This window comes from Rhizobium sp. USDA 3886, from assembly GCF_056279785.1.
Window position 1 is genome coordinate 389,903 of the sequence record NZ_JBWCDC010000003.1, and the last position, 22,624, is coordinate 412,526.

The following is a 22,624-nucleotide window of genomic DNA, read 5'->3' on the forward strand; positions in this document are numbered from 1 at the left end:
GACGGTCCCGATGCGGTTCTCAAATGAACTCATCAACGCACTCAAATGAGCGAATGGCGGGTTGAGATGGCATCCAACAATGACTATCTGGTGCCAGCTTCAAGCGGACTCTCCAAGCAACAAAAAGGTATATTCCGGCATGATCCCAGGTTTCCTCGTCACCCATTCCGGTGGCTTCCATGCCGACGAACTAATGTCCAGCGTCATCCTGACCCGGCTCTTCCCGCAGGCCCGTCTCATCCGCAGCAGGGCGCCGGAATGGATCACGCCCGGCGTGGACCGCATCATCTACGATGTGGGCGGCGCGTATGACGCAGCAGCGCAGATCTTCGACCACCATCAGCGTGGCGCGCCGGTGCGTGAGGACGGCCGACCGTATAGTTCGTTCGGATTGATCTGGAAGCATTATGGCCGTGACTATCTTAATGCCTCGGGCCTTCCCGAAGCGCATATCGAGACCATACATGCCTCTTTCGATGCCAGCTTCGTGCTGCCGGTCGATCTGGTGGACAATGGCGCGTTTAGTCCATCCGTTGCGGGACCACTGGCAGGGCTGACGCTGCCCGCGTTGCTGGAAACCTTGAAACCCGTTTTCGATGAGACAGACCCGGAGGCGGAAGACCGCGGATTCCACTCCGCGCTGGCCATCGCCCGGAGTTTCGTGGAGGCAAGGATAGCCCAAAGCGCTGCAAAATTGCGGGCAGAGGCGCTTGTCCATCAGGCAATCGAGGATACGGGCCAAGGACGCATTCTGGAGCTTCCAATGGGAATGCCCTTCCGTCCCGCGATCATGAAGGCAGGCGCCGATCACCTGCTGTTTGTCGTTCACCCGCGCGAAAAGGATTGGTGCCTGACGGGCATCCGACGCGAGGACGAAGGCTTTGAGCTGCGGGCAAATCTGCCTGCAGCCTGGGCTGGGCTGACGAACGGTGATCTGGAGGCGGCTTGCGGCGTCGATGGTGCGAGTTTTTGCCATAACGGCCGCTTCATCGCCGCCGCCAAGACCCGTGAGGCCGCACTCGCCATGGCGGAGTTGGCGGTAAAGGACGCTACCTCCATCGGGCACAAATCGATAGTCGTCTAAAGCGGAGCCGTTTTAGTCGCTTGGACGCCCGGAAAGCGATGGGTAAGATTGGCGGTCCGATAATTGTCGGTGTATGCTGTGGTTCGACAACCGTGGGCAATCGGCCCATGCGCTGCAAGAGCCCATCGCACTTAGACGGAGTTCAAGATTGGCCGTTGCTTTCACCAAGGAAGAGAGTTTCGAAACGGCTTCGGAAACCCTCTTGCCAGACCGTCCGATTTCACCGCATCCGAACCTTGTTACGGAAGCGGGGTTGAGGGCTCTGGAGTTGCAGCTTCAACAAGCTCGCGAGGCCTACGATGGCGCAAGCACGATCGAAGACGTGAATGAACGGCGACGGCAATCAGCCAACCCATTGCGTGATCTGCGCTACTTTTCGGAAAGAGTTCGCACGGCTCAACTTGTCCCTGACCCGGTTTCAACAGACACGGTTGCCTTTGGGAGCACGGTGACCTTCAGGCGTGACGACGGGCGCGTCCAGACCTATCGCATCGTGGGAGAGGACGAAGCGGATCCCAAGGCCGGATCGATGTCCTTCGTATCGCCGGTCGCAGGAACACTCAGGGGCAAAGCGGTTGGGGATATCGTCAGCGTGGGCGATCAAGAACTCGAGATCATTGCGATTTCTTAAAGCGCACATCTCACCGCTGCGAACGACGGCTCTGCAAGCGTTTCTCGAACAGCTTCTGGCCCTATGAAATGTCGGGCATCGATCATTCTCTCGTCGCGGAGGCATGCTCGCGTAGCTTCTCCAGTCGGCCCAAGGTCGACATCGATTGGTTGGTGTGCCATGCAATCAGCCAAGGTTCACATGCCACCGGCATTGGAACGCTGGCCGCAGACCTGCGCCATCCCATGTTTTAATGCGGAGTGAGGGCGGCCGGTCTCGCATCTGCCTTGTCGTGGATAGCAAAGCGGTCGACCATGGTCGCGCTTGCCTGATTGAAACCTACGACGGAAACATCGACGCCACTTCGACGATACCTGAGGACCACCTTGTCGAGCGCCGCCACTGAGGTGATATCCCAGAGGTGGGCAAGACTGACGTCGATGACGACCTTGCGCACCGAATCGGTGAAGTCGAAGGCTGCAACGAAGCTTTCGGTGGATGCGAAGAATATCTGTCCATCCACAGCATAGGTTCGTTCCTGCCCGTCCATGCTGGTGGTCTTGGTAACCCGAAACATCCTTGCGACCTTGCCAGCAAAGAAGACACCCGACAGGAGCACACCCACGATGACGCCTTTTGCGAGGTCTTGGGTGGACACCACCGTGACAACGGTCACCAGCATAACAACGGACGACAGGAGCGGATTGCGACGCAGGTCGAGGATTGAACGCCAGGAGAACGTGCCGATAGACACCATGATCATCACAGCCACCAATGCCGCCATGGGAATGATCCTCACGAGGTCGTCGAGCACAAGGATCAAGAAGAGCAGAAATGCCCCGGCGACGAAAGTTGAGAGCCTTCCGCGGCCGCCCGAACTGACGTTGATCACCGATTGGCCGATCATCGCGCAACCGCCCATGCCTCCGATCAGGGCGGACGCGATGTTGCCCGTACCCTGTCCAATGCATTCCTGGCTCTTGTTGCTGGCCGTATCGGTCATGTCGTCGACGATCTGCGCCGTCAACAGTGATTCGAGGAGCCCGACCGCTGCGAGCGTGATCGAGTATGGCAGGATGACCTGCAGTGTCTCCAGCGTAAACGGCACTTGCGGCAGTGCGAGGATCGGAAATGAGGATGGCAGTTCGCCAAGGTCGCCGACGGTCCGCAGATCCATGCCGGTCCACCAAGCTGCAACGGTCAGTGCGACGATAGCCACCAGCGGCGAGGGAATTGCTTCGGTGAGACGAGGGAATAGATAAATGATGGCGAGTCCGGCAGCGATCATCCAATAAGTCTGAACGGGCACGTTGATCAGCTCCGGAAGCTGGGCCATGAAGATCAGGACAGCCAGGGCATTCACGAAGCCAGTGATGACCGAGCGCGACACGAACCGCATCAGGCGGCCGAGCTTCAGAAATCCTGCGATGATCTGGAGTACGCCCATGAGCATGGTTGCGGCAAAGAGGTATTGGATGCCATGTTCTTTCACCAGCGCCACCATCACGACTGCGGTGGCGGCTGTCGCGGCGGAGATCATGCCCGGACGACCGCCCGTAAACGCACAGACACACGCGATTGCAAAGGAGGCGAACAGGCCGACTTTGGGATCAACGCCTGCGATCACAGAGAAACCGATCGCTTCCGGGATGAGCGCCAGGGCGACGACGATGCCGGAAAGAATATCGCCGCGAATGTTGGAGAACCATTCCTGGCGGTAAAAAGAGAGACTTTTCATTGAGAATTCCGCAAAAGTTCAGGACTAACCGGACGATATGGGCCGGTTCAACATCAGGATGTTGTTGCGTTGTCTGGCGGATAGGCGGCCAGAAGAGCCACCCGGAGTTTCACCGGGTCCGTGCGAATGCTCCCGTATAGCCAGAAGTCTTGCTGCATTGCAATATGCTGCTAGCGAAGCCGTGCGTCTTGGAAGTTTGACGTTCCCGTACTGAGCGGGGCTTCAACGAGAAATTCGAGGAACACGACCTGATGAGGATGTCGCTTATCGCCGCGACGACACCTGGCTATCTGCGTCGCTGGTCCGGCCCGGCTTGAAATCGGTTCTGTGCCGGATGATCTGCCAAGTCGGAATTTCGAGTTGGGAAGGCCAGCGGCATCGCTTTCCGGATCGGCCGCGGTTGGATCTTGTTCGCGCAGGCACGTGAGGCGATCGCAGCAGATGAAAGGGGGCAATGGGGTGAGCTGGCCCTGCTGCGCGATCCGTGTCTAGCATTCCAAGAAACACGATGGTTGCGTCCGAAACCATACAATCCCGAAAAACCAACGGCCTCAGCATACATCATGGCCGCTCATTCGGCTCGTCCGGTCGTGCGGCCTTGGGCCAAGGTAAATTCCACCGCTTCGCCGGGCGCCGTTTGACAGCCGCCCGTGAAAATCATCTTGGATCTAGCCTCAGTGAGAAATCAGTGAGGATAGCCCGCTGGTTTTTGAGTATCTTCTGCTCGGCCTGCGGCAGCGAAAACCAGTTCGCCCTGTCCACTTCCGGAAACGACCTCATGGTTCCCGATCGTGGTGGCCATTCGATGTGGAATGTGTTGCTGGTGATTGTTTTCACATCGATGCAGACGTCGGCCTCGACCGCCCAGGCGATCACGATTTTGCCGCCAGGCTGTTTGTACTCTCCGAGACGAGCGAAGCATCCATCGATGCCCACACCGAGCTCTTCCTTGACCTCGCGCCGAGCTGCCATCAACTCATCTTCTCCCTCATTAATCAGACCCTTCGGTATCGACCAGGCGCCGTCGTCCTTCTTGGTCCAGAACGGTCCTCCCGGATGAACCAGCAAGACTTCATGATGGCCATCGACCTGGCGGTATACTAACAAACCGGCACTGCGCTTTGCCATCGTGGCCTCCTAGCTGTGCTGCCGCCTCATCTCCATGGCAACCTCAATCCGATCTTGCCCAACAGGTTCCACTGTGTGCTCCCTTGCGAAAACGGCGGCGATGTTCCCGCTCCGCTTCGTAAGGTCGTCCAACTGGTCTCCTCAGGCAGCCACGATAACGCTGGGCTTTCTTTTCTGTGTTGCGCGTGGTCATGGCATTCCAATGGCATCATGAACTTGCCGAAAGGCACCGATGATAACATCGGATGCATCGCGCCGCCCGCCTGCGCTTTAACCTTACCGGCTAAGCTTAACGCGACCTTGGGCTTGCAAGATTGATTGGCTGTGACAATGTGATGCCATGACGAACATCAGGCCTCCTCAATACAGTGTCGAACAGCTCGAACGCTCGCGCGATTGTGATGCGATCTGCTATGAAGCCCTTACCGATGTCGTGCGCTGCGCCGTGGCGGCAGGATGGCGCGAGGAGGAGGTGGCTCTCCATCTCGCTGATGCAGCAGAAAGCTATATTGTTTATCTGGCAACCAAGCCGACACGTCGCTGGATCGCAGCCAATAGCAACTGATGGGAAAGTGGGCCTAGTGGACTAGGATCCGCGTTTGGTGCCAATATGCTGGCTTGGACGACGGTCGTGCTCTATCAGTGCCTCGCGATGCGGTTAACGAACTGGGTGCTCTGCGGGGTTGCGTGGTTGAGACCGATGTAACGCCGTCCTTTGCAAGCACAGCCCCGAAAGGAACGACGAAGCGATATGGAAAACGTGGATACTGTACATCTGGCCCACAATCCGCGCAGAACAACGGACGTGGATGCGGTGATCGGAGCTCGTCTCAGGCTCGCACGTGCTAATGCGGGCTTGTCTCAGACGATAGTTGCGGAACAGCTCGGGGTGACCTTCCAACAAATCCAAAAATACGAAAAAGGGTCGAACCGGATCAGTGCTGCGACACTGCATAACATCTCGTTGATCTTTGGCCTGCCCATTACGTTTTTCTTCGACGACGTAGGAAAAGCGGACGTCGCGCCAAATCAGGCGCTTGAACGGCAGGTCGAGCTCGCGATGACAAAGCGGGGACAGAAGCTTCTTGGCGTTTTCCAGCGCGCGTCGCCAAAGCTTCAAGCCAGCATCGTTGCCTTGTTGCAGGCGGCGGCCGGAAGCGGTGACGATGAGGATCTCGAGCTCGACGAATGACGAGCCGCCCATACCGCCTCGATCGCTCGTGAGGTGATGCTAATTGCCGGCTGCATAGGCACGCGCCGGGCCGCCGTCGCAGCGACAGAGACCCGGCGGCAGCTTCCTGCGGCCCCACCGGGTCTCTTTTGCCGCAGTAGGGGTCCCACGGCCTGACAACGTTGATTGCTGTCGGTGAGTCGCGCCACCTCAATGAAATGGTAAGGATAACGGCCGGTAAATATCCACTGGTAATGCTTCCGCCCGGAACGTTGTCCGTGAGCGTGCTGGTTGCGACATCCGCTTCGAACTGAGGAGGATTGACCAGTGGAGAACCTTGCACGTGGAGATCTCGTCAAAACCGGGACCGGCGCGTCTAAGCGAGACGTTCGAGCTGTGCCCGGACTGCCAGCATCGGCAATGTGGCTGACCCCGGTAAGTGGCCTCGACGTCGATCTGCCTCGTTGAATCTCATTAGCAAATTTCCGCTGTTGCGCGGCTGATGCTGACGGACTCGAGCCGAAGGAATTCTGTTCCCTCGCATCCCTGGATACGTTTCGCGCCTGCCTTACCGGAATTTGCGGCAAGACGCCGTCTAGGTCTATTCAAGGCCATGACGGCCATGCTCATTTTGGTTGCACGTGCTTTTTCGCTTAGGTTGCACATTCGTGAGACAATTCGGCTATAAACTCTGCCGGCGGCCATTTGGGGGATCGGACAGCCAAGGCGCGGCGTGGCGCGTTTTCACTCGGACGAATGCTGATGGCGCTGATGCGCCTGAAATGGGGGGAGGCTGGATAAAAAGGGCGTCGTGAGCATTGTCGCTACGCCGCCAGCCGGATTTTGCCTTTGCCTCATATTCAGAAACGTCTATTTATGTCGGCGCAAAACGCGATTTGCCGGACGAAAGTGCGGCAGGATTAAATGATCAAAGGAAGACGCTATGGCGACCGGTACGGTAAAATGGTTCAATGCAACGAAGGGCTTTGGTTTCATCCAGCCGGACGACGGAAGCGCTGACGTCTTCGTCCACATTTCCGCAGTCGAGCGGGCTGGCATGCGTGGCCTCAACGACGGCCAGAAGATTACCTATGAGCTGGTCAAGGATCGCAAGTCCGGCAAGATGTCGGCGGACAATCTGCAGGCCTGAGCCTGATTTCGATGCGACAGTCGGAAGGCCGGGTTCGCCCGGCCTTTTCCGTTGCCAATGTCTCGGGCACCGATGCCTTGTTGGTTTCGCTCTGGCAGAGTAACACCTCGCGAAAATCGGGCATTACCGAGGAACGCAATACGACCACAGTGACAACAAGCGGCAAGTTCCGAAACCTGTCCGCGATCTGCTGCGACTCATTCCCGGAAGTAAGGTTGATTTCCGCTCTGCCGCCGATGGCAGCATTGTCGTGGTGCGAGCGGACAAGAAGCAGCCTGTAGGCCGGTTTGCGCAGTTGCGCGGCCATGTGGGGTAAGGTGCCCGGCACCGACGCCATCATGGCCTTGACACGTGGCGACGCTTGACCCTCATCGATACCAATATCCTCTGAGACGTTGCCACCGATGGCCCGGAGTGGGTGGATTGGTCGATTGCACGACTTGAAGCGGTGAGAGAGACGGGGGAGCGTCCGGGCGCGTTCACTCGCCTCTGGCTGCTGTCTCGAACTCTGCTTGTAGCTCCGCTTCGCGCCCGAGATAGCGCGGAGAAAAATGCATCGGGATCCGGCGTGCCGCTTTTGCGGCAGCAGCGATCTGCCCAGCCTGGCGGGCTGTCAAATGCCGTTTGGACTCCGCGAGGAGCATGTCCTGTTCAAGAAAGACGCTTTCGATGAAGAGATAGTCCGCGTTTCTTGCAAGGCTTGCGATTTTATTCACATTCGCCGGTGTGAAGGCAAAGTCGGTGGCATAGACGACCCGCATTCCGGGCGCCGTGACAAGCGCTCCAGAGGCTAGCAAATCTGACAGGATAACTTGCCGTTCGCCGTCAATGGCGATGGCCGTTTGAGGATCAGCGCGCCCACGCACCAGCCGCTTGGCCTCCGTCAGCCATGGCCCGAGGGGCAGCCCGCACCTTTCCAGGTCTGCCTTATGAACATTGACACGGAGCCGTTCCTGAAACGCGAAGGCAAGGGATGGAATTCCGTGATCTAGACGCGCCGCTTCGACGTGAAAGTCAGGCTCGTCGTAAAGAATGTGCGAGGAGATTGGCAGATCGGAGGGAATGCCGGGCGCGAAACGCCAACGGGACTTGAAGCTTTGCTGTTTGACGGCATTGCCTGCGTTCCACTCGACAGCGCGGATCATGAAATCGGGCGAAGTTTCGTCGAGGAGGTTCCAAGTATAGGCCCGAAGCTTGGCTTGGACGGCATCGATGATGCCTAGTGGTCCGAAGATCGTCAAAGCGGCGTCGCGATGCAGAAACAGGCGTAGAAGATGGTCGAAGCCAATAAAATGATCCATGTGCATATGTGAGACGAAGACGTGCTGCACGCGCAAGATTTCTCGAGTTGACAGGCTGGTGAGATCACCGAGATCAAATAGAAGGGCACGCTTCCCGAAGCTGAAGTCGAGCAGCAGCCCGGGATCGCCGAACACGTCATTCACCAAACGCGGCTGCACCATCAGGACCAACTTCGTACCTTCATCTTGACCTCGTTACTCGCGTGCGTGTCTCCCGCACGCACCTTGCTTTGGCGTTTGCGAACTCGGTAGCCTCGGCGTCGTCTGATTTATGACTTTCGTCTGGACGCTGCCCATGGCTTTGAAACCGGCAACATCGACCCGAAAGGCTCCGAACCCGGCGGGACGGACCCAGCAATTCGGAGACGGTACCTGACTTGGTCCGTCCTCGCGGAGTCCGCTGTGGATTAGCGGGGCGACGAGGCGGCATTCTCTCGGTGATATCCGTAACCGCATCCATCAAGAAATGTTCCCTGATGAGATTGCAGGCATGCAGCGGAGCGTTCTCTGAAGCGGTTGACCCCGATCTCAATTTGGGGCCGGGCGAGCTTTCTCGGGGCGTCCGACTGGACGACCTTGGAGTGCGCACGTGCCTCGGAATTTTATCGGAACCTTCAGCCTTTGATGCGGTTTAAAGGGCTAAAACAATCCAGTCGGGCCGGCGAAAGGATCATCGCGATGCAGATCAGCAATTTCAAGGACATGTATCTTGCCGAACTTCAGGAACTTGTAAGCACCGAAGCGCAACTCGCCGAATCGTTGCTGCAGATGGCCGAGGTGGCGTCGCATCCGGCCTTGAAGGAGGCGCTCGTCCGCCACCGCGAACAAACAGAGGTCCAGAAAGAACGTCTCGTGTCGCTCCTGCAAAAACATGGAGCTGACCCGACGGCGCATACCGACCAGGCCATGCAGGCGCTGATCGGCGAAACCGGAAAAATGGTCACCATGCTGAAGGGCAACGACCTTCGTGACGCGGGTCTCATCGCCTCGGCTCAGAGGCTCGAACATTACGAGATCGCGGCATACGGTACGGCTGCGGCTCTCGCGGGGCAGTTGAACCTGCGCGACGATCAGCAAACGCTGCACACGAGCCTTGAAGAAGAGAAGCAGACGGACGTTCTCCTGACGCAATTGGCCAAACGCGAAATAAACCCGCACGCGGTGGCCGCCTGACCGAACCGCGCAGCAACCCGTCGACAAACGCCAAGGTCTGGGTCGTAGCCAACCTGCCTTGGAGCGATCCTGTTCATCTCTCCCTGGATTTTCGCCTTTGCGGCAGGCCCGCAATCGCTGAACGCTTTTGCCAGCGGCATCGTCATTGTCGTGTTTTCGATCGCTGCGCTTGCGGCATATGCCCGTCTGGGAGGAGTGGGTCAATCTCATCGTCGGACTGTAGGCTCTCGTCCTCCCTGGCTGCCCGGGTTTCAAGCGACCACAGCCATGACCGTGCATGTGATTATCGGTGTTCTCGTCGCCGTCTTGGCGGCAAATCGAACTCTGGTTGATGCATCAGAACCCGCCGACGCAGTCCGCGGCGTGAAGATCCCCAAGGTGTGCAACTGAGCGGGAGTGAGTTCCGCCTCCGGTCCGGATAAGAAATTGAAGTGTGCAGCCTGCTGTTGGTAGTCCTTCTTCGAAATGAGCCACACACATTTGCGGCCTCCAACTCTTTCCTTTGCGCCGCCGTCCCATAGTTAGACGCCGGTTGCCCAAAGGCTTTCAGAGGAGTGGGGATAGATGGGTGCTTCGGTCATAATCGGAATCTTGATCACATTTCTTGTAATCATTCTCGTCTTATACTTGGTTCAGCGGCTGCCGATCGATGCCCGCATGCGCCAGATCGTGCAGATAATTGTCATAATCATAGGCATTGTTTCGCTGCTGAAATATCTGGCTGTTTGGTAGCGCGGCTCCGCCCTAGCCGACAACCAAAGACATTGGCATTCGGCGTCCTGAAATGAAAAGGCCCACTGCGACAGCAGCGGGCCTTTGCGCATCCGGCGGATATCAACTTATCGCCCGTTGGTATTCCTGCGAACCTTATCGCTTTTCGCCTTCACCGAGGCCGTCTTCGCGTCATAGGCCTGTCCGAAATTAGTCCCGCCCAGATGCCCGCCGCCGCTCGTGTTGGCGACTTGGCGTTTGGCCCGCTGAAAAAGGTGATCTGCGTCCGTTTTCTTCATCTCATGGCTCCAAAACTGGAATATAAAAAGGCCGGGCAAACCCGGCCTCAACGTCGTGACGGACCAGTGCCGGTACATTCGCGGTCAACGGCCAATCTGACTGGATTGCTTACTCGGCGAGAAGGTTCTCGGCGGCATTCTTGCCGCTTTTGCTATCGCGCACGATGTCAAAGGTGACCTTCTGGCCTTCCCTTAGATCAGACATGCCGGAGCGCTCTACGGCAGAGATGTGGACGAAAACGTCCGTTGATCCATCGCTTGGCTGAATGAAGCCGAAGCCCTTGGCCGAATTAAAAAATTTAACGATTCCGCTTGTCATAACGATTTCCTTTCAATCGCATAGAACTAGTCGCTCGGCCACATTGCCGACGACGGATGATCGATTTTGAGAGGAAAGATCGCCTTGAGCGCAAAGGGCGCCAAAAACAAAGCTCAACAGGCAAGTTCGATATCGTCCACCTATGCGAGAACTGTGTTTGCATAAAGGCCATCATGGAAGCGCTATACCGGCCCCACCACGGCTGGGCGTGTTCATCTGAAACGAAGAGGTCCGCAGCTTGGGAAGCAACGTCACCTCTAAGCAGCATTTAGCTCGGCTATTTCGCCATACCTTGCAAGCAAGCGGGGCGACGTCATGTCGCCAGTCTCGTCATCGACCATCACGGCATAGGCAGCGACCCCGACGAAGCGAACAGCCATCGAGGCAGCAATCTTCTCAGCCGATTGACCGTTTGAAGCCTGGCGCATCTCCCCCGGCACGAGGTTCCCGCGTTTCTTCTTATAAGGCAGGATGATGAACTTCTCTGCAATTGACATGGTTGTGCCTCTCATTTTGTTCTTTAAATGTTCCCATTGGTGAATCGAGTCAAGCGATTCATTTACCGTTTGATCGGAGCGACCTAAATATCTCTGATGCTCTCTGCCTGCGGAGATGATATCCGGCCTCGCTTTCCTTGAGCACGCGCGTCGCCGGCATAGAGCGGCTTTGCCCGCTCGGCGAGATCGTCGATGCGACCGGACAAATCGATTACGCTGCGCCCGACGGCCGCGACGTCGATTTCCGACCGAAGCCGTTTTGGCGGTGCGAAGGTCTTGGGCGATCTGGCCGTGGAGCTTGGCGATGCACCGTTCAACGCGTTCCCGTTCTTCTTGCCTGCTCTAGGAAGTTGCCGGTCGCAAGCGTATTGGTGCTGAGATGCGCGATCAGCTCGGCCTTGTGGATCGTCACTCATTCTCGATCCGTTTTTTTCTCAATGTACGACTCGGAGCTGCCATTTTGGAGGCGTGCTTACGGCTGCTTTTGTGGAACCGCGTCCGGCGGGATTACCGGTGTGTCGCCGACCGGCGGCGCCGGCTTGACCAGATCTCTATCGCCGGTCAAAGGCGGCTTTAACACGCCGTTGCAATCAGACAATTTTCCCGCATCCGACCTATTCGCTGATCGCGAATTACCGTCGGTTGGCGCGCGGTCCTGGTTCTGCTGCTGATCCGGCGCTTGACACCGATCCGACTGATCAGGGGACGTTTGGGCAAAAGCCGGTCCACACAGAAGCGAAGCGGCACAAGCTATTGCGCCGATGCGTTTCGCACAATCGGCGACATTTGCTTGAATGGAGAGCATGTACCCTCCCTCGATTGCTTCTCATGAAAACACGTTGGAGTGGGGAATGTTCCAAATGCTTCGGCACCTGTCGGGCGTGATAGAAGCCCGGAAACGGCCCGAGCGCGCCGCGTCAGACAGCGCGGCAGTAGCTAGATTTCTTCCTTGGCGTCGTCAGGCAAAGAAGCGGTCCTTGGAGGAGACCTTATTTTCAACGAGGAGCTGACCAATAGAGCCTTTCTGGTCACGCTGGCCGACGACCTCATCACTTGGCCGTGTAGCGGCTCATTGATGGGGATGATATCGATGCCGCTGACCTGGACACAGGTGCGATGGCCCAGCGCCCGCTTGAACAGGCCATCAAAGCATCTCTGAGAATCAAGGCAGGGAGCGTGAATTCTCGGGGGGCGTGCGGCGAACGAACATGAGCTTGTATTCTTGCGTTATGAGACCATGGAAAAGGAACCGAACGATACCGCCCCCTCAAAACCGCCTGTCGGCGCCACGGCCGACCTGCCTCATGATCGCGTCACGGTGCAGCGTTTTCGCGAGTCTTTCCCACGCGCGCGCTGGAGCGACAGTCTGAAGGCTTGGTTCGTGCCCGGCCGCACTGCCGAAAGGCGCATCGGTCGTTGGCTGGCTGAGATGGAAGCAGAGGCCGACGCTTTTGCCGATGAAAAGGGCAGGGATGCTTTCGCATTCGATCCGATCGAAAGCCGCTATCTCGAAGCAGCGCCTTCGGCCTTTCAGGTCAGGACGCCATACTCGCGCACTGTCGTGAACGAAATTCGAGAGATCCCCTTTGCGCGCTGGGACGCGGATCGCCGACTTTGGACAGTGCCTTATCGAGCGTTCGACGAACTGCGCCGACGGTGGCCAGCGATCGAAGCGGCGGCTGAGCGTAACGAACCCGAGGTGAAGAAAGCGCGCCGTGAGGCAATGAAGGGCACCGATGAAGCGGAGGCATGGGAGGCGAAACTGAGGGAGCGCCGGCGAAAACGGTATCCTGTGCCTGCTGAAGATCTCCCGCCGTTCGAGCGCGCGATCGGCACGCATGCTGGTGTGGTTATCTTCACCGGCACGGACGGCGAGTTGGCAGATCCGGTGACTGTCAGCACGTTCTATTTTCCTGCAGCAGAGCGCGTACAGTATGTCTGGGTATCATCGCGACCGGGTTCGCTGGAAGAGCTGGTGACGACGTGGCCCGCACGAACGCCACCCGGAGATGAGGAGATCGCACGCGGCTGGTGGCTCCCGGACCTGGAGGAATTGCGGACCGCTCGGCGAAAGGCCAGATCAAAACGACGCACCAAGCAGCGCCGGGAAGAGGAGCGGAACGATACAGCGTAGATCGTGTCCAACGTCGCCGGGAGAGGAGCGTCCGGATTGAGTGAGCAGCAGATGCGGAGCGCGCTTGATGAGTTTCAACGCTTGCCGCCGATCGAGCCGCGCGAGATGATCGGGCTATGGACCGGTCGGAGCATTCCGTCCGACCACCCTTTCGACGGCGTGCTAGAAAATCTCGGCTGGTTCGGCAAGCGGTTCACGCCGGAATTGCGCGCGGATGCGCTTTTGTTTCGCTTCGGGGAGCGGAAGCTGATTCCTATTGATCCGGCAAGGATACCGCTCCGGCTGGCTCTGCGTATCCACAAAGTGGGGAAAACGCGCGCCGCGCGCAAACTGTTTTCGTATCTTCAGCGCAAACTTCGTGCAAAAGGCCCGGTGGCTTCCCTGAAAACAATGTCGTTCCAAGGCGTCGCGAGTGCCGCGATGATCTATGACGATCAGCCCATTGTCGACCACTTCCGTAGGATGGATGATCGAAACATGATAGGAGCGATGACGATCCAGGGAGACGATCGGATTTATTTCTTCAAACTCGAGCGGGTTGATGAGCCGTGAGCGCTGACTGGATGGGTAGGGCTTGAATTTCCGACAGGCAATTATCATCTGTTGCGCACTGCCCGTTTCGATGACCGCATTGTCGCAGCAGCTTGTCTGTCGTGCGCGGTTGTCCGGGTCTGATAGGGCGCTCCCCGCAAGGGTCGAGCGCCCTATTTTTGTCTAATGTGAAGCTCGCCCGCGCATACCAAAGACCGCGGCGTTATCCTGGACCTCACATAAGCCCTTATAGGATGCGCGATGCAAATTGCCGTCCTTGGTCCAGGAGAGCCGACAGTTTGAAGAGCGATACCACTGACCGTTGTCAACCTCGGCAGTATCGGCAAAATCCCGGTCGCGGTGCTCTCGGATAAGCGTTTCCTGATGTCGGTAGGCGCTCCCGACCCCATTTGCGAAGACGGCGCAGAAAGATCGCGCGGCAACGTTCATGAATAGCTCGCTATCCTTATCAGCCAAGCCTTTCGCACATGCTCAAATCCGGCAACTGACGGAAAGACACTGTTGCCGTGGCCTGATGGCGACGAGGTTAACTGTGCCGGTGCCAGCCAGCGCCGCCCAGGAACACCCGCGGTATGGCTGCTCTTTCAGAGCCTATAAAGGAGACGGGCAGGACTTGAGGTAGCTGACGACGGCATCCGCGATCATTCCGCGGTGTCGGTCGATCGTTTCGCTTTCGGAGAGATCACGCCTGAAAATCGTGCCGAAGGTATAGCGGTTCGAGACGCGGAAGAAGCAGAAGGCGCTGATCATCATGTGGACGTCGATCGGATCGGCCTTCCGGCGAAAAACGCCCTGTTCGAAACCGCGGTCTAGGATGCCGGCGATCGTCTCTATGACCGAGACGTTGAGGTCGCGGATGGCCTCCGAGCGCAGCATATGCGCCGCGTGGTGGATATTCTCGATACTCACCAGCCGGACGAAATCTGGGTTGGCCTCATCGTGGTCGAAGGTCGTTGCGATCAGAGTGCGTAGTGCTGCTTCCGGCTCAAGGTTCGAAAGCTGAAGATCGGCTTCCAGCGACCGGATCTTGCGGTAGGACTGCTCCAGCACGGCGAGATAGAGACCCTCCTTGCTGCCGAAATAATAATAGATCATCCGCTTCGAAGTGCGGGTCTTCTCCGCGATCGCGTCGACGCGCGCGCCGGCAAGGCCATGGGTCGCGAACTCCTTCGTCGCGACGACGAGAATATCCGCCTGCGTCCGCTGTGGATCGTTCTTCCGTCCGTTTTCGGCCCGCTCCGCCATCTCTTGCGACTATGCTCCCTAAACCGCTGTTTCAAATAGTCAAAGCGGCAGCTGTGAGCGCGGTTCTGCTATCGCATCCGTGCCCGAGAACCCAAGTCATATTCACCTTGCACGCCGGTTTCAATAGACTGCGGCTTGACATTCGAACTAGTTAGTACATTTTTGTAGCAAGACTACGGTCCTGGAGGAGGGACGTCGGAGAGATCTCGTCAGAACATGTTCCGCATGCCTGACGGACGACCAAAAGGGCCACTCGATCGGTGGCTTACGCTTTGGGAGGAGCGAATGACCCGCATCATCGATTTCTATTTTCTCGTGTTGAAGGTGACGATCGCGCTGCTGTTGGCAGGCATGGTCGTGCTCGTCTTCGGCAATGTCGTCCTTCGCTATGCCTTCAATCAGGGCATCACGTCCTCCGAAGAATTGTCGCGGATGTTCTTTGTCTGGCTGACCTTCCTCGGCGCTGTTGTCGCGATGCGCGAGCATGGCCATCTCGGCGTTGACTCAGTGCTTCGGCGTCTGCCTCCCGTCGGCGCCAAGATGGCGGCTCTTGCCGGCCACGCGCTGATGCTGCTGGCAACCTGGCTCTTGATCAGCGGCAGCTGGACGCAAACGCTGATCAATGTGCATGTGGCAGCGCCTGCGACCGGCATTTCCATGGCGTTCTTCTACGGCGCCGGGCTGGCGTTCGGCATTCCGGCATTTCTCATCCTCCTGTGGGATGCTTTCGCGATCGCTACCGGCCGTATCGATATCACGACGGTCGAGCTTGTCCGCGACAGCGAGGAGCAAGTCGCGCTCGAGGATCATGCCGATCCGCCACTTGCCAATCTCGTGACAAAGCATTGAGGGGCCGACAATGACTGTATCCATCTTCCTCGGCGCGCTTCTCGGACCCATGGCGCTTGGTGTGCCGATCGCCTTTGCCCTCATCATCAGCGGCGTCGCGCTGATGATGTATCTCGGCATGTTCGATCCGCAAATCGTGGCGCAGAATGTGCTCAACGGCGCCGACAGCTTTCCGCTGATGGCGGTGCCGTTCTTCATGCTGGCAGGCGAGGTGATGAATGCAGGCGGTCTCTCCCGGCGTATCATCAACCTGGCGATGGTGATGGTCGGCCATATTCGCGGCGGCCTCGGTTTCGTCGCGATCTTCGCCGCCTGCGTCATGGCAAGCCTCTCCGGCTCGGCGGTTGCCGATGCCGCGGCGCTCGGCGCACTGCTTCTGCCGATGATGTTGAAATCCGGCCATGACCCGGCGCGCGCCGGCGGCCTGCTCGCGTCGGCCTCGATCATCGGCCCGATCATTCCGCCGTCGATCGGCTTCATTCTTTACGGTGTCGTGGGCGGTGTCTCGATCACGAAACTCTTCCTCGCCGGCATCTTTCCTGGCCTTATGATCGGCGCAGCGCTCTGTATCACTTGGCTCATCGTTGCGCGCAAGGAACAGTTCCAGCTTCCTCCGAAAGCAAGCGGCGCGGTGCGGATGAAGGCATTCGTCGAGAGCATCTGGGCGCTTGCGCTGCCGCTCATCATCATCGTCGGTTTGAAGTTCGGCGTCTTCACACCGACTGAAGCGGGCGTTGTCGCCGCCGTCTATTCGCTCTTCGTGTCGATGGTCGTCTACCGCGAGCTGACGCCTGCAAAGGTCTTCCACGTCTTCGTGTCGGCGGCGAAGATCACCGCGATCGTCATGTTCCTGGTTGCTTGCGCTGCCGTTTCCGCCTGGCTGATCACGGTTGCGGACGTTCCCGGCGACCTTGCCGCCATGGTCGAGCCCTTGATGGACAATCAGACGCTGCTATTGCTCGCGATCATGGTCCTCGTCGTTGCCGTCGGCACGGCGATGGACATGACACCGACCATCCTCATCATGACGCCGGTGCTCATGCCGATCATCAAACAGGCGGGAATCGATCCTGTTTATTTTGGCGTGCTCTTCATCATCAACAATTCGATCGGCCTGATCACGCCGCCGGTCGGCACCGTGCTCAACGTCATCTGCGGCGTTTCTAAGCTTTCGATGGAGCAGCTGATGAAGGGTGTCATGCCCTTCCTCATCGCAGAACTGATCGTCCTGCTTCTGCTCGTCCTGTTTCCGCAACTGGTGACCGTCCCGGTTTCCTGGTTCGGGCACTGATCTTAGCTTCGCCGGCAACGGCGATGGAATTTCAACGCGGCCGGAGGGAGATGCCGGCCACAACCTGGGAGGAAAACATGCTGAATAAATTGACGAAGCTGGCGTTGGGATTGGCATTGCCGATCGCCCTGCTGGCAACCGGCCCCGCGATCGCCGAAATCCGCGAACACCAGCTGAAATTCGCCTCGGCGAACAACAAGGGCCATCCCCAGGTCATGGGCATGGAGAAGTTTGCCGAGCTCTTGAAGGAGAAGAGCGGCAGCAAGATCGAGGTCAAGCTCTTTCCGGGCGGCGTGCTTGGCGGCGATGTACAGACCGTTTCAGCGCTGCAGGGCGGCGTGATCGAAATGACCGTGCTCAATGCCGGCATTCTCGCAAGCAATGTCAAGCCGTTCGGCGCCGTCGACCTGCCCTTCCTCTTCAATAGCGGCGAGGAAGCAGACAAGGTGATGGACGGACCGTTCGGCTCCGGCCTGATGAAGCTTCTGCCGGATACCGGCCTCGTCGGACTTGCCTATTGGGAGCTCGGTTTCCGCAACCTTACGAACAACCGCCACGCAGTCACCAAGCTCGAGGATATCAAGGGCCTGAAGATCCGCACGATCCAGTCGCCGATCCCGATCGAGCTCTTCAACAGCCTCGGCGCCAATGCCGTGCCCTTGCCGTACACCGAACTCTATACGGCGCTTGAGACGGGCACTGTCGACGGCCAGGAAAATCCAGCCGCGAACATCATCAATGCCAAGTTCTTCGAAGTGCAGAAGTACATGACGGTGACCCGTCACCAGTACAATCCGCAGATCGTCCTCATCAGCAAGAAATTCTGGGACGGATTGAACGACGAGGAGAAGGCCCTCTTCCAATCCGCGGCAACGGAGGCCCGCGACTATCAGCGCAAGGTCTCGCGCGAGATGGACGCCAAGGCGATCGACGAGATCAAGAAGACCGGAATGGAAGTCAGCGAACTGAGCCCTGAGGAAACGCAGAAGCTGCGCGAAGCCGTCAAGCCGTTGATCGACAAATTCAGCGCCCAGATCGGCACAGACACCGTCGCCCAGCTCATGAAGGAGCTCCACACCGCGCGCGGACAATAAGCAAGGACCGGGCCCGCCCGAAACAGCGGGTCCGTTCTCCTGTCACTGGAAATCACGGAAAAGACGGATGCCCGAGACACTCATAAGACCACTGAGGGCCGGATTGATCGGTGCCGGGATCCAGGCTTCGCTGACGCCTGCCATGCATATGGAGGAGGGTGCTGCGCAGGGTCTGAACTATGAATACGAACTGATCGACCTCAATCAGATCGCCGCCGCACCAGCCGACCTGCCGAGGCTTCTAGCCGAAGCCGAAGCACAGGGTTTTGCAGGCCTCAACATCACCCATCCCTGCAAGCAGGTCATCATCCCCTATCTCGACGAGCTATCGGCCGAGGCGCGAGCGCTCGGGGCCGTCAATACGGTCGTCTTCAAAGACGGACGGCGATATGGCCACAATACCGATTGGTGGGGCTTTGCCGAAAGCTTTCGCCGCGGATTACCCGACGCCGATCTTTCTTCGGCCATTCAGCTTGGTGCTGGCGGCGCAGGCGTTGCGACCGCTTATGCGATGCTCTCGCTCGGCGTACAGAGATTGACAGTCTTCGATCGAGAACCGGAACGTGCCGTCACCCTGACCGAAGCGATGTCGCAGCGCTTTCCCGCTGCTTCGATCACGGTCGGAATGGACCTGGCATCGGCGATGCGGCAGGCATCCGGCCTCACACACGCAACGCCGACTGGAATGGCGAAATATCCGGGCATGCCTTTGGCGCCGGAACTGCTTGAGGAACGGCATTGGGTCGCCGAGATCGTCTACTTCCCCTTGGAGACTGAACTGCTGCGGCGAGCCAGGAAACGCGGCTGCCGGACGCTCGATGGCGGCGGCATGGCGGTCTTCCAGGCGGTTGGCGCCTTCCGTCTATTAACCGGGCGAACGCCGGATGCAGCCCGGATGCTTTCGCATTTCAAAGCCATGACCGAATGACCTTCCATTCGACACTGCAAGGAGCAGGCCGATGAAGACGTCTATAGCGACTGTATCGTTGAGCGGCGACCTCCGAGACAAGCTGGAAGCGATCGCGAAAGCCGGTTTCGATGGCGTCGAAATATTCGAAAACGACTTCCTCATCTTCGATGAGAGCCCGCGCCAGGTGGGCAAGATGGTGCGCGATCTCGGCATGGAGATCACGCTCTTCCAGCCCTTCCGGGATTTCGAAGGCATGCCGGAGCCGCTCCGTAGCCGCACATTCGACCGCGCCGAGCGCAAGTTCGACGTCATGCAGGAAATGGGGACGGATCTGGTGCTCGTCTGCTCCAACGTGTCGCCGGCATCGCTCGGCGGCCTCGACCGGGCAGCAGTCGACTTTCATGAGCTTGGCGAGCGCGCGGCAAAGCGCGGCCTGAAGGTGGGCTACGAGGCGCTGGCCTGGGGGAGGCACATTCACGATCACCGCGATGCCTGGGAGATCGTGCGCCGTGCGGACCACCCCAATATCGGCCTGATCCTCGACAGCTTCCATACGCTGTCGCGCAAGATCGACGTCAATTCGATCCGCTCGATCCCGAAGGAAAAGATCTTCATCATCCAGCTTGCCGACGCGCCTCTGATCGACATGGATCTGCTTTTCTGGAGTAGGCATTTCCGCAACATGCCGGGCGAGGGCGACCTCCCGGTCCTCGATTTCATGAAGGCGGTCGCGGCGACCGGATATGACGGATATCTGTCGCTGGAAATTTTCAACGATCAGTTCCGCGGCGGCTCGCCCGCTGCAATCGCAGTCGATGGCAGGCGCTCGTTGATCTATCTCGGCGATCAAGTGAAACGGCAGGACCCGGAGAGTTCCTTGCCCGTCCCTGCGATGCCGCCGCGTGCCTCCGTCGAAGGCGTCGCCTTCGTCGAGTTCACGGTCGACGAGGACGAAGCGCCGCAGCTCGAAACGCTGATTGCAAGCCTCGGTTTCCGGAAGGTTTCGAGGCACAAGACCAAGAGTGTTGCCGTCTTTCGCCAAGGGGGCATCAATCTCGTCGTCAATACCGAGCAGAAGGGCTTTGCCGGCGCATCCTATGCCGTCCATGGCACTTCGGCCTACGCCGCCGGCTTGATGGTCGCCGATGCGAAGGCCGCGGTCGAACGCGCTGTGGCTTTAGGCGCTGAGCGTTTCCGGCAGCCGATTGATCCCGGCGAGATCGAGATGCCGGCGGTGCGCGGTGTCGGCGGCGGTATCCTATACTTCCTCGACCGCAAGACGAAGCTTGGCCGCATATGGGAGATCGAGTTCGATCCGGTCGAAGACACGGCAGCCCCGCAGCCTGCAGGGCTGCAATCGATCGATCACATCGCCCAGACCGTGAAATATGAGGAATTGCTCACTTGGCTGCTGTTCTACACATCGATCCTCGATGCTCATAAGACGCCGATGGTCGACATCATCGATCCGTCGGGCATAGTGAGAAGCCAGGCCATAGAAAATGCCGACGGGTCGCTGCGCATCACCATGAACGGTGCCGAAAACCGCAACACGCTTGCCGGCCACTTCATCGCCGAAACCTTCGGCTCCGGCATCCAGCACCTTGCCTTCAAGACTGAGGATATCTTCGCCACCGCTACGGCCCTTGCCGCAAACGGCTTCGTATCCCTTGCGATCTCGCCGAACTATTATGACGATCTGGAAGCCCGCTTCGGTCTGGACGCGGAATTTGCGGAGCGATTGAAGGCGAACAACATCCTTTATGACCGGGACGAGCACGGCGAATATTTCCAGCTCTACAGTCCCACCTACGGCGAGGGTCTGTTCTTCGAGATTGTCGAAAGGCGCGCCTATCGTGGCTATGGCGCGGCAAATGCCATTTTCCGCATCGCTGCGCTCAGAAAACATCTGCGGCCGGTGGGCGTTCCGCGTGCCTGACTGCAGGCTAACTGATCATTATCGGAAATATTGGTCTGTCTCCACTCGGCAAGCGGGCTTTTTGCTGGCAGAATATCCATCTCTGTGATGTTTGGATATTCACAAAGGAGATATCCAAATGCCGCTCTACGTCCGCGATAATGATGTGCTCGCGCTCGCCGTCGAGCTGCAAATGCTCATGAAAGCACCCAGCAAGACCGAGGCCGTGAGGATCGCTCTCCGCCATGAGATCGAGCGCACACGCAAAAATATGCCTATGCGCGAGCGCCTGGCAACGGCGTGCGCTAAAGCGCGGGAAATCGGTACCGGCGATCCGGATTTCGACATGAAGAAGTATACCGATGAAATGTGGGGCGACATGTGATGTTCATCGATGCCTCCGCGATCGTCGCAATTCTCAAGCCGGAACCGGACGCCGACGAACTGATGGACCGGCTCGAAAAGGCCGGAGGGCCTTTCTTCGTCTCCCCGCTTGTGCGCTACGAAGCGACAATCTCGCTTGCCCGGGCCCAAGCACAGCAGATCAAGAAGAATACCGCCGCTACACCCGAAATGGTGGCGATCGCCCGTGAGGCGGTTGACTATTTCGTGCAGGACCTAGAGGCATGTGAGCTCTCGATTTCGAGCGACATCGGCAGGCTTGCGCTCGATGCGGCGATGACCTACGGAAAAGCCATCAGTCATCCAGCTGACCTGAATTTCGGCGACTGCTGTGCCTATGCCTGCGCTAAGGCGTATCGCCTTAAGCTCCTCTATAAGGGCGACGACTTCGCGCGAACCGATTTGGCATAGGCCGGAGAGGACCAGAAGACGTTGCGGTGATCGCCGTCGTCGGGACAATCCTTATCGTCTCGATGCAGTTGAACATGCACTGCGCCGGCACGTTCTGGCATTTGTTCCTGTCGATGGGCTTGGACTTGTAACCAGCTTGACTGGGGACCATACCTCGTGGCCGTGAACCGCTCCCCCCGGAAGAGAGGGCTGGCAACGAGCCCTGCGCGCCGGACCTACCCTTAATAGGGGACGCTGATGTGCCGAAAGGCTAGCTAACGGCAAGCACTAACTTCTGCAAAAATAGCCATCACTCAGGTGAAAGCAGATTCTCTGGGGTTGGTGGCAGGCGGCAATACAACGACCTAGCTTTAGAAATGTCTTGTGAACGATCTGCGATCATCAGGCGTTATCCTCGCAAGGAGGAAATGATCATGAAGAATATGAACAACCGGCAGGTCCATGTCCCCGGCCCTCACGAGCGCGACGTTGCCGATCACTGCAAGAAACTTGGGGTTGATCCGGCAGAGGAGCGTAAGCTCCTGCGGCTGCTTGGCAAGCATGCACCGCTTCATGAAATCCGGGCGAATGCGCCGCCGAAACAACCGCGTTTCCGTTGAACGATCTCGTATTTGCCGGGTAGCCAACGAAGCGCTGA

At 58.3% G+C, this 22,624-nt stretch carries 25 protein-coding genes, 1 pseudogene and 1 other annotated feature; of the genes and pseudogenes, 19 read left to right on the forward strand and 7 right to left on the reverse strand.

What is annotated here, in order from left to right:
• Window positions 1–139 precede the first annotated feature (139 nt).
• Window positions 140–1,084 carry an MYG1 family protein gene (locus tag ACZ9BX_RS24635; RefSeq protein ID WP_476220699.1) on the forward strand — a complete coding sequence of 315 codons (945 nt, stop codon included), beginning with the start codon at window positions 140–142 and terminating at the stop codon, window positions 1,082–1,084.
• 148 nt (window positions 1,085–1,232) lie between these two features.
• Window positions 1,233–1,715, forward strand: a complete 483-nt coding sequence (gene greA / locus ACZ9BX_RS24640; protein WP_476223027.1) for a transcription elongation factor GreA — start codon at window positions 1,233–1,235, stop codon at window positions 1,713–1,715.
• Window positions 1,716–1,944: 229 nt separating this feature from the next.
• On the opposite strand, the gene ACZ9BX_RS24645 is transcribed toward greA, so the two are convergent.
• Window positions 1,945–3,432: a SulP family inorganic anion transporter gene (locus ACZ9BX_RS24645; RefSeq protein WP_476220701.1), complete on the reverse strand. Its 1,488-nt coding sequence runs from the start codon at window positions 3,430–3,432 to the stop codon at window positions 1,945–1,947.
• A 67-nt stretch (window positions 3,433–3,499) separates the two neighbouring features.
• Window positions 3,500–3,555, reverse strand: a sequence feature (sul1 is cis-regulatory element that is thought to sense ions involved in sulfur or methionine metabolism; They are found in Alphaproteobacteria).
• Between the two features lie 534 nt (window positions 3,556–4,089).
• Window positions 4,090–4,560: an NUDIX hydrolase gene (locus ACZ9BX_RS24650; RefSeq protein ID WP_476220703.1), complete on the reverse strand. Its 471-nt coding sequence runs from the start codon at window positions 4,558–4,560 to the stop codon at window positions 4,090–4,092.
• A gap of 340 nt (window positions 4,561–4,900) precedes the next feature.
• Here ACZ9BX_RS24650 and ACZ9BX_RS24655 point away from each other — a divergent pair, with 340 nt between their 5' ends.
• From ACZ9BX_RS24655 to ACZ9BX_RS24670, 4 genes and pseudogenes are all read left to right on the forward strand, one after another.
• A complete protein-coding gene (locus ACZ9BX_RS24655) occupies window positions 4,901–5,125 on the forward strand; it encodes a hypothetical protein (protein WP_027511572.1) in 225 nt (74 codons plus the stop codon).
• Window positions 5,126–5,311: 186 nt separating this feature from the next.
• Window positions 5,312–5,752: a helix-turn-helix domain-containing protein gene (locus ACZ9BX_RS24660; protein ID WP_476220705.1), complete on the forward strand. Its 441-nt coding sequence runs from the start codon at window positions 5,312–5,314 to the stop codon at window positions 5,750–5,752.
• 922 nt (window positions 5,753–6,674) lie between these two features.
• The gene (locus ACZ9BX_RS24665) at window positions 6,675–6,881 is read left to right on the forward strand and encodes a cold-shock protein (protein WP_027511051.1); all 207 of its coding nucleotides are present in this window, start codon (window positions 6,675–6,677) and stop codon (window positions 6,879–6,881) included.
• 115 nt (window positions 6,882–6,996) lie between these two features.
• Window positions 6,997–7,246: pseudogene (locus tag ACZ9BX_RS24670) on the forward strand (AbrB/MazE/SpoVT family DNA-binding domain-containing protein).
• 114 nt (window positions 7,247–7,360) lie between these two features.
• On the opposite strand, the gene ACZ9BX_RS24675 reads toward ACZ9BX_RS24670, so the two are convergent.
• The gene (locus ACZ9BX_RS24675; protein ID WP_132558480.1) at window positions 7,361–8,344 is read right to left on the reverse strand and encodes an MBL fold metallo-hydrolase; all 984 of its coding nucleotides are present in this window, start codon (window positions 8,342–8,344) and stop codon (window positions 7,361–7,363) included.
• A gap of 516 nt (window positions 8,345–8,860) precedes the next feature.
• Here ACZ9BX_RS24675 and ACZ9BX_RS24680 point away from each other — a divergent pair.
• The 3 genes from ACZ9BX_RS24680 to ACZ9BX_RS24690 all read left to right on the forward strand — a co-directional run bounded on the left by ACZ9BX_RS24680 (window position 8,861) and on the right by ACZ9BX_RS24690 (window position 10,087).
• Entirely contained in the window at window positions 8,861–9,355 is a 495-nt protein-coding gene (locus ACZ9BX_RS24680; protein WP_132559013.1) for a YciE/YciF ferroxidase family protein, read from the forward strand.
• Between the two features lie 87 nt (window positions 9,356–9,442).
• Entirely contained in the window at window positions 9,443–9,745 is a 303-nt protein-coding gene (locus ACZ9BX_RS24685; protein WP_476223028.1) for a hypothetical protein, read from the forward strand.
• 174 nt (window positions 9,746–9,919) lie between these two features.
• Window positions 9,920–10,087 carry a Thivi_2564 family membrane protein gene (locus ACZ9BX_RS24690; protein WP_022716243.1) on the forward strand — a complete coding sequence of 56 codons (168 nt, stop codon included), beginning with the start codon at window positions 9,920–9,922 and terminating at the stop codon, window positions 10,085–10,087.
• 107 nt (window positions 10,088–10,194) lie between these two features.
• On the opposite strand, the gene ACZ9BX_RS24695 is transcribed toward ACZ9BX_RS24690, so the two are convergent.
• From ACZ9BX_RS24695 to ACZ9BX_RS24705, 3 genes are all read right to left on the reverse strand, one after another.
• Window positions 10,195–10,365, reverse strand: a complete 171-nt coding sequence (locus ACZ9BX_RS24695; RefSeq protein WP_165928078.1) for a hypothetical protein — start codon at window positions 10,363–10,365, stop codon at window positions 10,195–10,197.
• A 109-nt stretch (window positions 10,366–10,474) separates the two neighbouring features.
• Window positions 10,475–10,684 (reverse strand): cold-shock protein, encoded by a 210-nt coding sequence (locus ACZ9BX_RS24700; protein ID WP_027513887.1) that lies wholly within the window; start codon window positions 10,682–10,684, stop codon window positions 10,475–10,477.
• Between the two features lie 257 nt (window positions 10,685–10,941).
• Window positions 10,942–11,181, reverse strand: coding sequence for a hypothetical protein (locus ACZ9BX_RS24705; protein ID WP_476220707.1), 240 nt, complete (start codon window positions 11,179–11,181; stop codon window positions 10,942–10,944).
• A gap of 1,237 nt (window positions 11,182–12,418) precedes the next feature.
• Here ACZ9BX_RS24705 and ACZ9BX_RS24710 point away from each other — a divergent pair.
• Entirely contained in the window at window positions 12,419–13,315 is an 897-nt protein-coding gene (locus ACZ9BX_RS24710; protein ID WP_476220709.1) for a hypothetical protein, read from the forward strand.
• Between the two features lie 51 nt (window positions 13,316–13,366).
• Complete coding sequence (locus ACZ9BX_RS24715; protein WP_476223029.1) at window positions 13,367–13,867, forward strand: DUF4334 domain-containing protein; 501 nt, start codon at window positions 13,367–13,369, stop codon at window positions 13,865–13,867.
• Window positions 13,868–14,458: 591 nt separating this feature from the next.
• Here ACZ9BX_RS24715 and ACZ9BX_RS24720 read toward each other — a convergent pair.
• Window positions 14,459–15,112: a TetR/AcrR family transcriptional regulator gene (locus ACZ9BX_RS24720; protein WP_476220711.1), complete on the reverse strand. Its 654-nt coding sequence runs from the start codon at window positions 15,110–15,112 to the stop codon at window positions 14,459–14,461.
• A gap of 285 nt (window positions 15,113–15,397) precedes the next feature.
• Here ACZ9BX_RS24720 and ACZ9BX_RS24725 point away from each other — a divergent pair, with 285 nt between their 5' ends.
• From ACZ9BX_RS24725 to ACZ9BX_RS24760, 8 genes are all read left to right on the forward strand, one after another.
• The gene (locus ACZ9BX_RS24725; RefSeq protein WP_087005112.1) at window positions 15,398–15,961 is read left to right on the forward strand and encodes a TRAP transporter small permease; all 564 of its coding nucleotides are present in this window, start codon (window positions 15,398–15,400) and stop codon (window positions 15,959–15,961) included.
• Between the two features lie 10 nt (window positions 15,962–15,971).
• Entirely contained in the window at window positions 15,972–17,252 is a 1,281-nt protein-coding gene (locus ACZ9BX_RS24730; RefSeq protein WP_476220713.1) for a TRAP transporter large permease subunit, read from the forward strand.
• Window positions 17,253–17,329: 77 nt separating this feature from the next.
• Complete coding sequence (locus tag ACZ9BX_RS24735; protein WP_476220715.1) at window positions 17,330–18,346, forward strand: TRAP transporter substrate-binding protein; 1,017 nt, start codon at window positions 17,330–17,332, stop codon at window positions 18,344–18,346.
• A 67-nt stretch (window positions 18,347–18,413) separates the two neighbouring features.
• A complete protein-coding gene (locus ACZ9BX_RS24740; protein WP_476220716.1) occupies window positions 18,414–19,274 on the forward strand; it encodes a shikimate dehydrogenase in 861 nt (286 codons plus the stop codon).
• 31 nt (window positions 19,275–19,305) lie between these two features.
• The gene (locus ACZ9BX_RS24745; RefSeq protein WP_476220717.1) at window positions 19,306–21,195 is read left to right on the forward strand and encodes a bifunctional sugar phosphate isomerase/epimerase/4-hydroxyphenylpyruvate dioxygenase family protein; all 1,890 of its coding nucleotides are present in this window, start codon (window positions 19,306–19,308) and stop codon (window positions 21,193–21,195) included.
• A gap of 118 nt (window positions 21,196–21,313) precedes the next feature.
• Complete coding sequence (locus ACZ9BX_RS24750; protein WP_476220719.1) at window positions 21,314–21,559, forward strand: type II toxin-antitoxin system VapB family antitoxin; 246 nt, start codon at window positions 21,314–21,316, stop codon at window positions 21,557–21,559.
• A complete protein-coding gene (locus tag ACZ9BX_RS24755) occupies window positions 21,556–21,987 on the forward strand; it encodes a type II toxin-antitoxin system VapC family toxin (protein WP_476220721.1) in 432 nt (143 codons plus the stop codon). The genes ACZ9BX_RS24750 and ACZ9BX_RS24755 overlap by 4 nt, the downstream gene beginning before the upstream one ends.
• 413 nt (window positions 21,988–22,400) lie before the next feature.
• The gene (locus tag ACZ9BX_RS24760; protein ID WP_027513783.1) at window positions 22,401–22,586 is read left to right on the forward strand and encodes a hypothetical protein; all 186 of its coding nucleotides are present in this window, start codon (window positions 22,401–22,403) and stop codon (window positions 22,584–22,586) included.
• Window positions 22,587–22,624: the final 38 nt, after the last annotated feature.

Coding starts and splice junctions, on each gene's coding strand:
- ACZ9BX_RS24690 (WP_022716243.1), top strand. CDS start 9,920: ATGGGTGCTTCGGTCATAATCGGAATCTTGATCACATTTCTTGTAATC.
- ACZ9BX_RS24665 (WP_027511051.1), top strand. CDS start 6,675: ATGGCGACCGGTACGGTAAAATGGTTCAATGCAACGAAGGGCTTTGGT.
- ACZ9BX_RS24715 (WP_476223029.1), top strand. CDS start 13,367: ATGCGGAGCGCGCTTGATGAGTTTCAACGCTTGCCGCCGATCGAGCCG.
- ACZ9BX_RS24655 (WP_027511572.1), top strand. CDS start 4,901: ATGACGAACATCAGGCCTCCTCAATACAGTGTCGAACAGCTCGAACGC.
- ACZ9BX_RS24695 (WP_165928078.1), bottom strand. CDS start 10,365: ATGAAGAAAACGGACGCAGATCACCTTTTTCAGCGGGCCAAACGCCAA.
- ACZ9BX_RS24750 (WP_476220719.1), top strand. CDS start 21,314: ATGCCGCTCTACGTCCGCGATAATGATGTGCTCGCGCTCGCCGTCGAG.
- ACZ9BX_RS24720 (WP_476220711.1), bottom strand. CDS start 15,112: ATGGCGGAGCGGGCCGAAAACGGACGGAAGAACGATCCACAGCGGACG.
- ACZ9BX_RS24740 (WP_476220716.1), top strand. CDS start 18,414: ATGCCCGAGACACTCATAAGACCACTGAGGGCCGGATTGATCGGTGCC.
- ACZ9BX_RS24725 (WP_087005112.1), top strand. CDS start 15,398: ATGACCCGCATCATCGATTTCTATTTTCTCGTGTTGAAGGTGACGATC.
- ACZ9BX_RS24680 (WP_132559013.1), top strand. CDS start 8,861: ATGCAGATCAGCAATTTCAAGGACATGTATCTTGCCGAACTTCAGGAA.
- ACZ9BX_RS24730 (WP_476220713.1), top strand. CDS start 15,972: ATGACTGTATCCATCTTCCTCGGCGCGCTTCTCGGACCCATGGCGCTT.
- ACZ9BX_RS24710 (WP_476220709.1), top strand. CDS start 12,419: ATGGAAAAGGAACCGAACGATACCGCCCCCTCAAAACCGCCTGTCGGC.
- ACZ9BX_RS24645 (WP_476220701.1), bottom strand. CDS start 3,432: ATGAAAAGTCTCTCTTTTTACCGCCAGGAATGGTTCTCCAACATTCGC.
- ACZ9BX_RS24635 (WP_476220699.1), top strand. CDS start 140: ATGATCCCAGGTTTCCTCGTCACCCATTCCGGTGGCTTCCATGCCGAC.
- ACZ9BX_RS24660 (WP_476220705.1), top strand. CDS start 5,312: ATGGAAAACGTGGATACTGTACATCTGGCCCACAATCCGCGCAGAACA.
- ACZ9BX_RS24735 (WP_476220715.1), top strand. CDS start 17,330: ATGCTGAATAAATTGACGAAGCTGGCGTTGGGATTGGCATTGCCGATC.
- ACZ9BX_RS24705 (WP_476220707.1), bottom strand. CDS start 11,181: ATGTCAATTGCAGAGAAGTTCATCATCCTGCCTTATAAGAAGAAACGC.
- ACZ9BX_RS24650 (WP_476220703.1), bottom strand. CDS start 4,560: ATGGCAAAGCGCAGTGCCGGTTTGTTAGTATACCGCCAGGTCGATGGC.
- ACZ9BX_RS24745 (WP_476220717.1), top strand. CDS start 19,306: ATGAAGACGTCTATAGCGACTGTATCGTTGAGCGGCGACCTCCGAGAC.
- ACZ9BX_RS24760 (WP_027513783.1), top strand. CDS start 22,401: ATGAAGAATATGAACAACCGGCAGGTCCATGTCCCCGGCCCTCACGAG.
- ACZ9BX_RS24675 (WP_132558480.1), bottom strand. CDS start 8,344: ATGGTGCAGCCGCGTTTGGTGAATGACGTGTTCGGCGATCCCGGGCTG.
- ACZ9BX_RS24700 (WP_027513887.1), bottom strand. CDS start 10,684: ATGACAAGCGGAATCGTTAAATTTTTTAATTCGGCCAAGGGCTTCGGC.